Annotated in this window: 15 protein-coding genes; 12 read left to right on the top strand and 3 right to left on the bottom strand. The window is 59.3% G+C overall.

Annotation, left to right across the window (positions count from 1 at the left end):
* The first annotated feature begins 93 nt into the window (after window positions 1-93).
* From FY528_RS01485 to FY528_RS01455, 7 genes are all read left to right on the top strand, one after another.
* Entirely contained in the window at window positions 94-2,100 is a 2,007-nt protein-coding gene (locus FY528_RS01485) for a M23 family metallopeptidase (RefSeq protein ID WP_149069212.1), read from the top strand.
* A 162-nt stretch (window positions 2,101-2,262) separates the two neighbouring features.
* Entirely contained in the window at window positions 2,263-2,847 is a 585-nt protein-coding gene (locus FY528_RS01480; protein ID WP_149069211.1) for a lipocalin family protein, read from the top strand.
* 84 nt (window positions 2,848-2,931) lie between these two features.
* The gene (bcp, locus tag FY528_RS01475; protein WP_149069210.1) at window positions 2,932-3,381 is read left to right on the top strand and encodes a thioredoxin-dependent thiol peroxidase; all 450 of its coding nucleotides are present in this window, start codon (window positions 2,932-2,934) and stop codon (window positions 3,379-3,381) included.
* A 104-nt stretch (window positions 3,382-3,485) separates the two neighbouring features.
* Complete coding sequence (locus FY528_RS01470; RefSeq protein ID WP_149069209.1) at window positions 3,486-4,388, top strand: transketolase; 903 nt, start codon at window positions 3,486-3,488, stop codon at window positions 4,386-4,388.
* An 89-nt stretch (window positions 4,389-4,477) separates the two neighbouring features.
* Complete coding sequence (locus tag FY528_RS01465; RefSeq protein WP_149069208.1) at window positions 4,478-5,884, top strand: vWA domain-containing protein; 1,407 nt, start codon at window positions 4,478-4,480, stop codon at window positions 5,882-5,884.
* Between the two features lie 89 nt (window positions 5,885-5,973).
* Window positions 5,974-6,648: a phytanoyl-CoA dioxygenase family protein gene (locus FY528_RS01460; RefSeq protein ID WP_187631949.1), complete on the top strand. Its 675-nt coding sequence runs from the start codon at window positions 5,974-5,976 to the stop codon at window positions 6,646-6,648.
* Window positions 6,649-6,711: 63 nt separating this feature from the next.
* A complete protein-coding gene (locus tag FY528_RS01455; protein ID WP_149069206.1) occupies window positions 6,712-7,668 on the top strand; it encodes a transketolase family protein in 957 nt (318 codons plus the stop codon).
* Window positions 7,669-7,773: 105 nt separating this feature from the next.
* Here FY528_RS01455 and FY528_RS01450 read toward each other — a convergent pair whose 3' ends face one another.
* A complete protein-coding gene (locus tag FY528_RS01450; RefSeq protein ID WP_149069205.1) occupies window positions 7,774-8,331 on the bottom strand; it encodes a hypothetical protein in 558 nt (185 codons plus the stop codon).
* A 480-nt stretch (window positions 8,332-8,811) separates the two neighbouring features.
* Between FY528_RS01450 and FY528_RS01445 the strand changes: the two genes are divergently transcribed.
* Window positions 8,812-9,543 (top strand): DUF481 domain-containing protein, encoded by a 732-nt coding sequence (locus tag FY528_RS01445; protein WP_149069204.1) that lies wholly within the window; start codon window positions 8,812-8,814, stop codon window positions 9,541-9,543.
* Window positions 9,544-9,692: 149 nt separating this feature from the next.
* Here the strand turns inward: FY528_RS01445 and FY528_RS01440 are convergent, their stop codons facing one another.
* The gene (locus tag FY528_RS01440) at window positions 9,693-10,340 is read right to left on the bottom strand and encodes a zinc ribbon domain-containing protein (RefSeq protein WP_222931772.1); all 648 of its coding nucleotides are present in this window, start codon (window positions 10,338-10,340) and stop codon (window positions 9,693-9,695) included.
* A gap of 75 nt (window positions 10,341-10,415) precedes the next feature.
* The gene (locus FY528_RS01435) at window positions 10,416-10,766 is read right to left on the bottom strand and encodes a hypothetical protein (protein ID WP_187631948.1); all 351 of its coding nucleotides are present in this window, start codon (window positions 10,764-10,766) and stop codon (window positions 10,416-10,418) included.
* 426 nt (window positions 10,767-11,192) lie between these two features.
* On the opposite strand from FY528_RS01435, the gene FY528_RS01430 reads away from it, so the two are divergent.
* From FY528_RS01430 to FY528_RS01415, 4 genes are all read left to right on the top strand, one after another.
* Window positions 11,193-11,738, top strand: coding sequence for an RNA polymerase sigma factor (locus tag FY528_RS01430; protein WP_149069202.1), 546 nt, complete (start codon window positions 11,193-11,195; stop codon window positions 11,736-11,738).
* 38 nt (window positions 11,739-11,776) lie between these two features.
* On the top strand, window positions 11,777-12,211 hold the full coding sequence (locus FY528_RS01425) for a hypothetical protein (RefSeq protein WP_149069201.1): 435 nt from the start codon (window positions 11,777-11,779) through the stop codon (window positions 12,209-12,211).
* A 29-nt stretch (window positions 12,212-12,240) separates the two neighbouring features.
* The gene (locus tag FY528_RS01420; protein ID WP_149069200.1) at window positions 12,241-12,720 is read left to right on the top strand and encodes a hypothetical protein; all 480 of its coding nucleotides are present in this window, start codon (window positions 12,241-12,243) and stop codon (window positions 12,718-12,720) included.
* Between the two features lie 100 nt (window positions 12,721-12,820).
* Window positions 12,821-14,032, top strand: coding sequence for an aspartate aminotransferase family protein (locus FY528_RS01415; RefSeq protein WP_149069199.1), 1,212 nt, complete (start codon window positions 12,821-12,823; stop codon window positions 14,030-14,032).
* The last annotated feature ends 11 nt before the right edge of the window (window positions 14,033-14,043 follow it).

Below are 14,043 nucleotides of genomic sequence, written 5' to 3'. Positions count from 1 at the left end.
GACCAGGCGGCCTTCTGTATCCTATTCCGCCGTTTTTTTCGTTGAAGCCCCAAACCCGGGTTGCTTTGTGCGAGCCGCTTACCTATTGCTTGAATGCCTGATTTCTTGACTTCCCGGTCGCACCGCTTGCTGGGCGTGGCCTTGCCTTTTCTGTTGCTGATGGGCCTGCGCCCATCTTCCTGCGGTGGCCAGGAGCCCGATTCTACCGAAAAGCCCAAGCCAGCCGCCACCGCACCCGGGGCAGTGGACGCGCCTACCGCCGTGGCAGTAGCCAAAGACTATTTCCTGCTGCCCATCAAGCCCGGCCAGCAAAACTTTCTGGCCGCCAGCATGGGCGAGCTGCGCCCCAACCACTTCCACGGTGGCCTCGACATCAAAACCGATGGGCGCGTGGATTTGCCCGTGTACGCTGCCGCCGACGGCTACATTTCCCGCCTCAAGCAAAGCTCCTTTGGCTACGGCAATGTGCTCTACATCACCCACCCCAACGGGCTGACCACGGTGTACGGGCACCTCAACCATTTTCGGGGGCCGGTAGCCGATGAGCTCCGCCGCCAGCAGTACCAGAAGCAGACCTACGAGCTGGAGCTGTTCTTTCAGCCGGGCCAGTTTGCGGTGAAGCGGGGGGAAGTAGTAGCCCTATCCGGTAACACGGGCGGCTCGGCGGGCCCCCACCTGCACTGGGAAGTGCGCGACGCCCAGGACAACCAGCTGAACCCCCTGCAGTGGGGCGGCTTTTCCGAAATTCAGGACCACGTTTCCCCTACTGTGGTGGCCGCTGCCGTGGAGCCCCTCAGCATCGATGCCCGGGTGCAGGGCCGGTTTGAGAAGCGCCTGTTTACGCCCACCGGCACCCCCGGCGCGGGCTATACAGTGCCCGACACCATTCCGGCCTTCGGCACCGTCGGGCTGCTGCTGCAGGCGTTTGACCGCTTCGACCAGGCCTGGAACAAGAATGGCCTGTACCGCGTGGCCGTGAGCGTGAACGGCCAGCCTTTCTATTTCCACGTCATCAACGGCGTAGGCTTTCCCACCGAAACCCGGGAAGTCAACCAGCACATCGACTACGAGTACCTGATGACCTCGCGCCGCACCCTGGAAAAGCTGTGGGTGGATGACGGCAACCAGATGCGCATCTACAAAACCGGCCCGGGCAAAGGCAAGCTGCGGGTAGAAGCCGGCAAGGTGTACGACGTGGTAATGCGCCTGGAGGATGCTTACGGCAATGCCACGCCCCTGCACTTGGTGCTGCGCGGCCAGGAACCCGAATACTGGCAAACCCGCAGTGCCGCTGTGCGCAAGCCCACCCTGCGCTACGACGTGCTGCGCAATATTCTGCGCGTGACCGTGGATGATACTTCCCGCCAGGCCCCCAACGTCACGCTCACCCGCGGCAGCCGGCAGCGCCAGCTGCGCCCCAGCTACACCGACCAGAGCCGCACTGTGTACCTCTACGACCTGCGCGCCGGCCTCCCCGATTCCATCAACTTCCCCGGCCTGCGGCGGCCTCAGGTTTTCGACCGGGTAGCGGCCATTCCGGCCGGACAGGAGCAGCTGTTTGCCACGCCCTACATCAACCTCGCGTTTGGGCCGCGCACCACCTATGATACGCTCTACCTGCAAACGACGTACAAAGACGGACTGTGGCGGGTGCAAAGCGCCGTGACGCCCGTGCAGGAAGCCATGCGCGTCACGCTCAAACCCGAAACCCCGGTAGCCGACAAAGCCCGCACGGCGGCCTGCCTGATTCGGGGCAACGCGCGCATCTGGCAAAGTGGCCAGTGGGACGGGGAGCAGTTTAGCTTCAACACCCGCATCTTCGGCCAGTTTAAGCTGGTGACCGATAAGACGCCGCCCTCGGGTCGGCTGGTCAGCAAGGGCGCGGCGGGCGTCGTGTTCAAGGTTGGCGACGACCTCTCGGGCCTGGCCAGCTACCGGCTGGAAGTAAATGGGCAGTTTCGGATGCTGCGTTTTGAGCACAAGAACTCCACCCTGTTCTCGGAGCGCGACGACAAGCTGGGCCCGCCCCTGCGCGGCCCAGCTACCCTCACCCTGCGGGATATGGCCGGCAATGAAAAAGTCATTAGCATGACGCTGTAATAGCCCGTCAGGAATCAGTAAAGGGGCCGCACATAATGCGGCCCCTTTGCTTTGTATGCTGCTCCGTCTTGTAGAAACAGACTGCTAACAGGCTGACCGAAAGCCAAGCTTTACTTCCCGTCCGATTCTGCGTATAGTTGGGCTCTGATTCATTCTGCGTCTATGGCTTCGATTCCCAAATTCCCCAAACGCCGTCAGCCTGTGTTATTAGCTGGCGCGGCTGCCACTATTGCTGCCGGAGTTGCCGTGTATGCCTACGCCCGCCGCAAGCTGCACCCGCCCCTGCCCACCGTGGCCCACGTAGACTTGCACCGTTACGCCGGCCTCTGGTACGAAATTGCACGCCTGCCCACTCGCTTCGAGAAAGGCTGCCAACACGTGACGGCCGAGTACAAGCTGCGCCCCGATGGCAAAGTCAACGTGCGCAATACCTGCCACAAAGAAGGGCTGAACGGGCCGGCGGAAACGGCTACGGCCGTGGCCCGCGCCGTAGATTCCAGCAATGCCCGCCTGAAGGTGCAGTTCTTCTGGCCCTTCGAGGGCGACTATTGGATACTGGCCCTCGACCACTCCGACTACCGCTATGCCCTGGTGGGAGAACCCAGCCGCAAAAACCTGTGGCTGCTGAGCCGCACGCCCCACCTGGAGCGCAACCTCCGCGACCAGCTTGTCGCCCGCGCTAAAGAGTTGGGCTTCCCAGTGGAGAACCTGATTTATACGCCCCAGCCCGTAGCCGGCAAACCCTAGATTTACCAATGGCCCACGCCGTAGCCAGGGGGCGAAGTCAGCCGGCGGCTGGCAAAAGCCAATCTTCTGCCCTACCTTCGTGGCATGGCAGTACCCCAAGTTGGCGAGCGGGCTCCCGCCTTCGAAGCCAAAGATCAACACGGTGCCTTGCACCGCCTCCAAGACTACGCGGGCCGCAAAGTGGCCCTCTACTTCTACCCCAAGGACGATACCAGCGGGTGCACGGCTCAGGCCTGCAACCTGCGCGACAACTACCCCGCTTTGCTGGCGGCCGGCATCCAGGTGCTGGGCGTGAGCATCGATTCGGAAAAGTCGCACCAGAAGTTTGCGGCCAAGTACGAGTTGCCTTTCCCGCTGCTGGTCGACGAGGATAAGCGCCTGGTAGAAGCCTATGGCGTGTGGCAGGAGAAATCCATGTATGGCCGCAAGTACATGGGCACCATGCGCTACACGTTTGTCATTGATGAAGAGGGCCGCATTGAAAAAGTATTGACGAAAGTCGACACCAAAAACCACACGGCTCAGCTCCTATAATCTGTTGAAAGCCCCGCCCGTTTGGTGGGGCTTTTTTTGTGCGTGGCCCAGCCGGGCCAACTTCCTACCTTTGCTTTCCTAACCCCATTTCTCAACCCGACCCCATGTCGCAGGATACGTCTTTCGCCGCTTCATCCGCCACTTCCGCCCCCTCGGCCAGCACTTCGGTAGCCGAGCTGAAACAGATTGCCGCCCAGGTGCGGCGCGACATCGTGCGCATGGTGCACGCCGTCAACTCGGGCCACCCCGGCGGCTCCCTGGGCTGCACGGACCTGCTGGTGTCGCTCTTTTTCAAGGTGATGAAGCACACGCCCCAGCCGTTTGACATGGATGGCCGCAACCAGGATCTGTTTTTCCTGTCGAACGGGCACATTTCGCCGGTGTTCTACTCGGTGCTGGCTCGCTCGGGCTACTTCCCGGTAAGCGAGCTGGTTACGTTCCGCAAGCTCAACTCCCGCCTGCAGGGCCACCCCGCCACCCACGAGCACCTGCCCGGCGTGCGCATCGCCTCGGGCTCTTTGGGCCAGGGCCTGAGCGTGGCCACCGGCGCGGCCCAGGCGAAGAAGCTGAATGGCGACGACCGGACGGTATTTGTGCTGATGGGTGACGGCGAGCTGGAAGAAGGCCAGGTGTGGGAAGCGGCCATGTACGCGCCCCACCACAAAGTCGATAACCTCATTGCCTTCGTAGACCGCAACGGCCAACAGATTGACGGCCCTACGGACAAGGTAATGCACCTCGGCGACCTGCGCGCCAAGTTCGAAAGCTTCGGCTGGCGCGTGCTCGAAACCGACGGCAACGACTTCGAGAAGCTGCTGCCTTCCATTGAAGAAGCGCAAAGCCTGCTCGGCCAGGGCCAGCCCGTGCTGGTGCTGATGGATACGCAGATGGGCTTTGGCGTCGACTTCATGATGGGTTCCCATAAGTGGCACGGCGTAGCGCCCAACAACGAGCAGCTGGAAATTGCCCTGCAGCAGCTGGCTGTAGAAAAGGCCGGGGACTACTAGTTTTTTGTAGACACTGCTTTCTGAGCGGCAGCAGAAGCCAAGCCGGGCTTCTGCTGCTTCCGCCACCGTTTGCCGCGCTTCGTAGCCCTATGTCCCACCCCGTTCGCACCCTGTTCCTGCTGCTCACTGGCTGGCTGTGGCTGGCCGGGCCGCTGCGTGCCCAGCAGGCGCCGCCTTCCACCCAGCCCCGCACCACCCGCATCCTGTTTGTGCTGGATGCCTCGGGCTCGATGCAGGCACCCTGGGAAGGGCAGCAGCGCTGGGACATTGCCAAGGATCTGCTCTCCAAGATGGTGGACTCCTTGAACGCCTACCCCAACCTGGAGCTGGCGTTGCGAGCCTACGGGCACCAGCACGACAACAAGGAAAACAACTGCGAAGACTCGCGCTTGGAAGTACCGTTTGCGCGCAAAAATGCGGGGGCCATCAAGCAGCGGCTGCAGCAGCTGAAGCCCCAGGGCAACACGCCCATCACCTACTCTCTGCAGCAGTCGGCCGGTGACTTTCCGGCCGATAAGGCCGCCCGCAACGTGCTTATCCTGATTACCGACGGGCTAGAGTCGTGCAAGGGCGACCCGTGCGCTACGTCCCTGGCTTTGCAGCGCAAGCGCATCTTCCTCAAGCCTTTCGTAATTGGCATTGGGGCCGAGCGGGAGTTTGGCAAGCAGCTGGAGTGCCTGGGCACCTACTACAATGCCGCCGACGTGAAGACGTTCCGCACGATTCTCAACGACGTCATTGCCCAGACACTAGCCCGCACCACTGTGGCCGTGAACCTGACCGACGACCTGGGCCGGGGCGTGGAGTCGAACGTGAATATGACGTTCATCAACAACGTGACGGAAACGCCGGAGTACAACTACATTCACTGGCGCGACCAGAAAGGCCAGCCCGACGTGCTGGACGTGGACCCGCTGCAGAGCTACGACCTGGTGATTAACACCGTGCCCGCCGTGCGTCACCAGAATCTGGCCATCAAGCCCGGCAAGGCCAACGTGCTTAACTTCAAAGTTCCTCAGGGCACGCTGGTGCTGCAAGGTCCCCAGCTCACGCCCAACCCCTACGGGCGCGTGCAGGCCGTGGTGCGGCAGGCCGGCAACCCGGCCACGCTCATTTCCCGCTCCTTTGGCACCCGCCAGAAGCTGCTGGCCGGCAACTACGAGGTTGAACTGCTCACGCTGCCCCGCCAGCTGCGCCGCGTCACCATCACCCAGGGCCGCGAAACGGTGGTTACCTACGACGCTCCCGGCACACTCAACATCATCAGCGACCTGAAAGGCTACGGCAGCATCTACCGCCTGAACTCCGACGATACGCAAACCTGGCTTTACAACCTGCCCGAGGGCGCCAGCAGCAAAATCAACCTACCCATGCAGCCGGGCACCTACCGCTTGGTGTTCCGCACCAGCACGGCCACCGGCAGCAAGTTCACCGACACGCGCTCCTTCACCATCAAATCCGGCCAAACCACGTCGGTTAGCATTTTCGGAAAATGAGCGTGCAGCTAAAGGAAATAGCGAACAGTAGCTCAACTGAATCTGAGGCAGCTGAAGTGGCCGCTCAACTTGCTACGGCTGGCCATGCTATGCTGCCGAACGTCTTCTCTCCCGAGGAAATAGCGGTCCTGCTTCGCCACATTGAAGCGGCCGAAGCGTCCTCTCCCAACTTCCGCCGCAGCCAGGATGTATTTGCCATCCGCAACCTGCTGGGCGAACTGCCCCAGCTACAGGAGCTACTGTTGACGCCCCAGCTTCGGACGGTGCTGGCTTCCTTGTTTCCCGATCAGGTACCACACCTCGTTAAGGCCATTTACTTTGATAAACCGGCTGACTCCAATTGGCTGGTGGCCTGGCATCAGGATGTGATGGTAGCCGTAGACCGACGGCTTGACTTACCTGGATTTGGCCCCTGGAGCACGAAAAGTGGTAAAACCACCGTGTTGCCACCGCGCGAAATCCTGGAAAGCATCATCACCCTGCGCCTGCACCTCGACGACTGTGACGCCACCAATGGCGCTCTGCGCGTGGTGCCCGGCTCCCACCGCCACGGCGTCATTCCCAACGACCAGCACCCTGCTTTTACGCCTCACGCCGTAACCTGCGACGTTCCCGCAGGTGGCGTTATGCTGATGCAGCCCCTTACGCTTCACGCGTCCAACCGCAGCACCAGCTCCCGCCCCCGCCGGGTCATCCATCTGGAGTTCAGCGCCGCTGAACTGCCCGCAGGCTTGCAGTGGCGGGAAGAGCTGCCCTTATCCTGAACCCTGCGCAATGCGCGTCAACCATTACAAAATAAAGTCCCTAAGCCCCCAAGTCCCAACTCAATGAAAGACTTCCCCTACACCGAATCGAAAGATACCCGCAGCGGCTTTGGCGCGGGCCTGCACGAGCTAGGCAAAACCAACCCCAATGTGGTAGCCCTCTGCGCCGACCTCATTGGCTCCCTGAAGATGGATGCCTTCGTGAAGGACTTTCCCGAGCGGTTTTTCCAGGTAGGCATCGCCGAGGCCAACATGATGGGCCTGGCTGCCGGCCTCACCATCGGGGGCAAAATTCCCTTCACCGGTACCTTCGCTAACTTCAGCACCGGCCGCGTGTACGACCAAATCCGCCAGAGCATTGCTTACTCGGGCAAGAACGTGAAGATCTGCGCTTCGCACGCGGGCCTTACGCTGGGTGAAGACGGCGCCACCCACCAGATTCTGGAGGACCTCGGGCTGATGAAGATGCTGCCCCACATGACCGTCATCAACCCCTGCGACTATAACCAGACCAAGGCGGCCACGCTGGCCATTGCCGAGCACGAAGGCCCCGTGTACCTGCGCTTTGGCCGCCCCGTAGTGCCCAACTTCACCCCCGCCGACCAGAAGTTTGAAATCGGCAAGGGCATTGTGCTGAACGAAGGTGCCGACGTGAGCATCTTCGCCACGGGCCACCTGGTTTGGAAGGCCATCCTGGCTGGCAAGCTGCTGGCGGAGAAAGGCATCAACGCCGAAATCATCAACATCCACACCATCAAGCCCCTGGATGCGCAGCTGGTGCTGGAATCGGCGCGCAAGACGCGCTGCGTGGTAACGGCCGAAGAGCACCAGATGAACGGCGGCCTCGGCGACTCCATTGCCCAACTGCTGGCCCGCGAGGAGCCCCTGCCCCTGGAAATGGTGGCTGTAAACGACTCCTTCGGTGAGTCCGGCACGCCCGACCAGCTGATGGAAAAGTACGAGCTCAACGAAGCCGCCATCGTGCGCGCCGTAGAAAAAGTAATGGCCCGCCGGAAATAAGCTAGTACGGCTTCTTTAAAAAAGAGGATCCTGCTATTTTATATTGCAGGATCCTCTTTTTTAAAGAATATTCCTTTTAAAGAATATTCCTTCCTTTCAGGAGTTTTATTTATTCGCCGATAATTTCCGAGCAACATTCATTGCTATATATAACACTCCAGGTCGAATCAATAAATATAATACTGCACTTATTAACGCAAATATCAAACCGATACCAACTGGAAGAACCCCACCAAAGGTATAGGTCATTCCGATAATAAAGCCAAGAAGACACTCTGCCCGATAAAGTTGAAAGAACAGTGCTGCCGGGAAAAGCAGCAGAATCATGTTGCCTGCTAGATCTGTATAGCCAAAGCTAAAAAAGACAGATAGCAGCACGCCGAATATTAGCGCACCAGCGAACCTGTAAAGTACATACTGTTGATAATCCGACGTTTCATAGGGCTCATTTTGATGAGTAATCATTTTTTGAACACGGTATACCAGAAACCAGGTTAAACAAGGCAGTAACAGTCCGCCCCACCAATTTGAGATTCCCGGCAAGTCTTTATTGTTCAAAATATGATGGCTTGGTACTCCGCCATGAGAATAATCCCAAGCTAAGAGCGACCATATCGCAAATGTTACTATTGCTGTACTATATAAACGAATCTTAAAGAACATCCTCTTGTCCATGTAACCCGATTTTAGACTGCCTGATTAACCGATTTATACCCAAACGATAACAGCTGTATATACGAGGATACAGTCGTATACACGTTTCGTAAACCGCTCTTTAGTGCGCAATGTACTTGCATAAAGCAAACATACAGCAGCGTGCCCCACAAAGTAGTTAATCAGCAGAGACCCACGAGTTGAGTGGGGCTACTGTACCCCAGCAAACGTCGAATAAATCCGTACTCGCTTTCAGAATGGTGGAAAATAATGCAGCCTGACCGGGCTGGCAGATGCCTACCCGGTGAGCGGCCTGGGCGAACTATTCGTAAGCTACGCTCCCTGTTCGGCCCTACTAATCACGGTCCTTCAAACAAATAGATGAGCGAGCAATCAGCCCAGACTTTTTGACTTTTTCCACCGTGTAGTAAAGGCCATTCCGCCCAAGGCTACCTTTGCCGACAAGCCTCTCTTGCGGCTTGCCCTCCGATGCGTTTTTACTTGTTTACTACTTTCCTGCTGCTACTTAGTGGTGCGGCCTCCCCCGCCCTAGCCCAACGGCCCGACACTACCATCATCCGCTACAGCGGGCAGCTGACGGGCCAGTACACCTCGGGGGGCGTGAACCGGGCGCTGTTTTCGACGGTGCACAATGTGACGCTGCTGCGCGGCATGCACTTCGGAGCACCGGTGATAGGCAGCTTTGCCTTCGGCAAGCAGGACCGGCGGCTCAAGGAGCGGGAATTTCTGCTCAACGCCACGCCCTACTATTGGAAAGGCCACTTCCGCTTCTACGGCATCGGGGGCTACGAGCGCAGCAACCTGCGCGGCATCGATAACCGCACGCAGCTGGGTGCCGGGCCCGGCTGGGCGTTTTACCAGGATTCACTAGGGCGCGAGGTAGCCCTGAGCAACCTCATCATTCGGGAGGCCACGTATTTTCAGGACAACTCCAGCCGCTTTGTCACGCGCAGCTCGGCCCGCCTGAAGGTGGCATACAACTACCATATCTTCAGCCTCACGGCCAACACGTTCTACCTGCCCAACCTGCAGAACTTCGACGACTACCGCTTCAGCCAGCTCACGACGCTAGCCCTGCGCTTCACTCCTCGCTTCGCCATCACGGGCACCTACAACTATACTTTTGAAAGCCGCGTGCTGGAAGGCAAACCCAACGATAATACCAACGTGACCGTGGGCGTGGCCTACAGCACGAAATAGGTTGAACAATAGAAGTAGTAATCGTTATGCAGAGGCCGGAGGCTGATGCATCTTGGGTGCTGATATATGGATTACCTCCACAACGTCAGCGTGCGAGATGCTTCGCCTCCGCCTCCGGCCTCTGCATGACTACTCAGTTTATTTTATCCTTACTGCTTGGCCCCGCACTCGGCGCAGAAGCGCTGTTCGGCTTTGACGGCGGCGCCACAGTCGCCGCAGAACTTGGCTTTGGTGGCCGCCGCGTTGGTGGTGCCGCACTCGGGGCAGAATTTCTGGCCAGGGGCTAGCTTGGCGCTGCACTTGGGGCACTGTACTAGGCTGGCGCGACCGAGGAAATCCAGGTCTTTGGTGTAGTCCTGCTCCCGGGTTTTGGTGTGAATCTGTTCCCGGGCCGCCTGCCGCTGTTGGGCGGTTAGCTCTTCCTGCTCGTCGGGGGCACAGTCTTCGCATAGACCAGCCGAGTGGTTCCAGCACACATCGGGGCACACCCAGTGGCCGCAGCGGGTGCACTGCTTGAAGTGATTTTTGCCTTCCTGTACGGCCGTTTCCAGGGCGTCGTCGTGGGCCTTGCCGCCGATGGCGCGCTGCACATGGTAGGCCGCGTTGCCGGCATCGGAGAAATGGCCCCCGAATAAGCTGCCCGCTGCCCGCAACAACTCCCCGGCAATGCCCACCTTGTTGGGCACAAACCGCGACATGTGACCGTTGCGGCACTTGTCGCAGTAAAATTTAAACTGGAAGCCCTTGTCGGTGCTGAGGTCGTCGTGATTGGCGACGAACTGAATCATATTGCTCATAGCAGTGGGTAGAAGTAGTAGGCGGGGCGAAAATACGGATTCCCTTCAGCCTGTTCTATTGCTGGGCACACTAGTTTACTCAGGTTGGGTTTGTACCAACAAAAGCTTGAGACCATTAAATGCGGCGGCGTCCAGCGTCAGCTGGTATAATTGTTCTAAGGGCTTATGTTTAACATCATTAAGGCGACGGAATACACTTTCATCCCTGATAACACTTTGGATAAGCTTGCCCTCAGCGTCCAGTAGATCCAACTGGATACTTATTCGTATTTCTAAATTTTCGCTTATAAGTGTAGCTCCAAATAGTTGGTAGGCTTCGCGGATATGACACCGCAAGGTAGTTGCAGGAGTGCCAGCGTCGCCGTGAAAGCCATTGCGCAACAACGTTTGCATACGAGCCTGTTGTCGGGTGTTAGGACGGGCCATACCTGGTCCAATTGGCCAGGCATCGAAAACAGGGGCAACTTCAACTGCCGGGCAGATACTTGCGGTCGGGCATCCTCAATTTCTATCTTGGTCACATGGTACCAATGAATTCCAGCTGGGGCAGTCGTCACAAGTTGCTGTTGCGCCGGAGCTGAAGGCAGGCTGTTGAGTAAGGCAGGTTGCGCTACAACGTGAAAAGTTAGCAGCAATAGGCTAACGGTGCCTAAGTAGCGAAAGCAGCAAGCAAGCAGGCTCATAGAATACCTTTGCGGCGTATTATTCGAGTAAATACTATCCCGTGTAAGATGGTCCGAAGCGGGCAATATCTAGTCAAGCCTCTGAAAAATTACTTAACCGAATTAAACCCACTCCCATCAACCGTCTCTAACCCCCACGCTCCGCCATCTCTCCCCTACCTTCACCTGCTTGGAAGACCAGGAAATCCTCAGCAAGTTCCATGACCCGGCCTCCCGCAACGTGGCCTTCAACCAGCTGGTGCGCAAGTACCAAAGCAAGGTGTACTGGCACGTGCGCAAAATGGTGGTCGACCACGAGGATGCCGACGACCTGGTGCAGGATACCTTCGTGAAGGTGTGGAACCACCTGGAGAACTTTCGCCAAGATGCCTCCTTGTATACTTGGATTTACCGCATTGCTACCAACGAGTGTCTGAGCTTTCTGCAAAGCAAGCGGCGCAAATTCTTTCTGCCCCTCAACGACGTAGGCGCCGAGCTGGCGCAAAAGCTGGAAGCCGACGAAGAGCTGGCCGGCGACGAAGTGGAGCTGAAGCTGCAGAAAGCCATTTTGCGCCTGCCCGACAAACAGCGGCTGGTCTTCAACCTGCGCTACTACGATGAAATGCCCTACGAGCAGATGGCCGACGTAACGGGCACTTCCGTAGGCGCGCTCAAAGCCTCGTATCACCATGCCGCCAAAAAAGTGGAGCAGTACGTGAACGAACATTTCTCTTAACGATTAAACCCCGGGGCCTTTCGCCTCTCTAACCGCCCATGAACACGCCTTTCCGTTTGGACGAACACCGGCGCCGGCCCCACCCGCCGCTAACGCCTCCCCCAGACCGCTATTTTGAGCAGCTGCCCACCCGCCTGATGCAGCGCGTGCAGCCGGCTTCGGCCCCGGCCTGGGGCTGGCTTTCGGCCTTGTCGGCGCCGCTGCGCACGGCCCTGGCTTCCGTAGTGGTGCTGGGTGGCTTTGCCGCATCCTTTTTTCTGAGCCCGGCACCTGCGGCAACGTCGTCGCTGGCTCAGGTTCCCCAGGAAGAGCTGGTCCAATACCTGCTGGCAACTGACCAACGCCTAACCCTGGCCGACCTGGCCGAGTTACCGGCCGCCGTGGCCGTCAGCAACACCGCTTACCTGGAGGCTACACCGGCCGAGGTACAGCGCGAACTGGACGCCCTTCCCATCGACGAAGCCTATCTATAAGTTACTCATTCCAACTTGCCTCTCACCCCATGAGCTACCTCAAATACCTTACTCTGGCCCTGACGCTGCTGATCCTGCCGCTGGCATCGGAGGCGCAGACCGGCCGCCGCGGCGAGCGGCTTAGTCAGCTGGAAAACGCTAAAATTGCCTACCTCACCGATAAGCTGGCCCTTACCCAGGACCAGGCCCAGCGCTTCTGGCCGGTGTACAACGAGTACAGCGACAAGCGCCGGGACCTGAACCGCCGCCAGCGCCAGCTGCGCACCGACAACCCCGATGCCCTCACCGACCAGCAGCTGCGCGACAATATCCGGCAGGTGCTGGCCCTGCGCCAGCAGGAAGTCGACCTGGAGAAAGACTACGTGGAGCGGTTTCAGAAGGTCATCAGCCTCCGGCAAACGGCCCGTTTGTTTATTGCCGAGCGGCAGTTCACCAAGGAAGTGCTGCAGCGCGTGGCCGACCGGCGTGGCGGGCGGCCCGGGCCGCCACCGGGTGGTCTGGACGAATAAGCTAACGTTACTGAAAACATGAAAAAGGCTGCCTCGGCAGCCTTTTTCGGGTCCCGGTCAGTCGTGGTGTACCTTTGCGGCCCCACGCTGTTACTTCCATATGCTCACCCCACGCCAATTATTCCTGCGTCATCAGGCCCAAACCTCTGACTTTCCGCTGCTGCTTGAAATTGAGCGGGCGGAAGGCGTGTTCATGTACGGCCCCGACGGGCGGCCTTACCTGGATTTAATTTCCGGCATCGGCGTCAGCAACGTGGGGCACCGCCACCCCCGCGTGCTAGAGGCCATCCAGCACCAGCTCGATAAGTACCTGCACCTGATGGTGTACGGGGAGCTGGTGCAGGCCCCGCCGGCCGAGCTGGCCCACGCCCTGCACCAAACCCTGCCGGCCCGCCTCGACTCCGTTTACTTCACCAACTCCGGCACCGAAGCCGTGGAGGGGGCCCTCAAGCTGGCCAAGCGCCATACCGGCCGCACCGGTCTGGTCAGCTGCCACCGCGCCTACCATGGCTCTACCCAGGGGGCGCTGTCCGTCACGGGCTCCGAAGACTTCAAGCGCAGCTACCGTCCCCTGCTGCCCGACGTGCAGCATATCGAGTTTAACGATCTGACAGGCCTGCAGCTGATTACCGAGCACACGGCAGCCGTGATTGTGGAAACGGTGCAGGGAGAGGCGGGTGTGCGGGTACCAGAGGCCGGTTACCTTACGGCGCTGCGCCAGCGCTGCACGGCGGTGGGCGCCCTGCTGATTCTGGACGAAATTCAGTGTGGCTTTGGACGTACCGGTACCTTCTGGGCCTTCGAGCAGTTTGGCATTGAGCCCGATATTCTGCTCACCGCCAAAGGCATGGGCGGCGGCATGCCCATCGGGGCCTTCATTGCGCCCCAGGAAATCATGGCCGGCTTCAAGAGCAACCCCATTTTGGGGCACCTGACTACGTTCGGGGGGCATCCGGTATCGTGCGCGGCGGCGCTGGCCACGCTGCGCGTGATTCAGGAGGAGCAACTGCTGGCGGGCGTAACGGAAAAAGCCGCCCTGTTTCGGCGGCTTATGCGGCACCCGGCCATTCGGGAAGTACGCGGGTGTGGCCTGCTGATGGCCGTGGAATTCGATTCGTTTGCCGTGCTCAAGCCGATTATCGACCGTGCCCTGGCCCAAGAGGGCATCCTCACGGACTGGTTTCTGTTCTGCGACAACTCTCTGCGCCTTGCTCCCCCGCTTACGATCACCCACGCGGAAATAGAACAGGCCTGCGTGGCCCTACTCCGCGCCGTATCCTTCGTTACGGGCCAAGAGCAGGGGGCTGCGTAAGGCAGCTACGG

This window comes from Hymenobacter lutimineralis, from assembly GCF_008271285.1.
GTDB classification, from domain to species: Bacteria; Bacteroidota; Bacteroidia; order Cytophagales; family Hymenobacteraceae; genus Hymenobacter; species Hymenobacter lutimineralis.
This window is presented reverse-complemented; position numbering and strand designations above follow the sequence as displayed.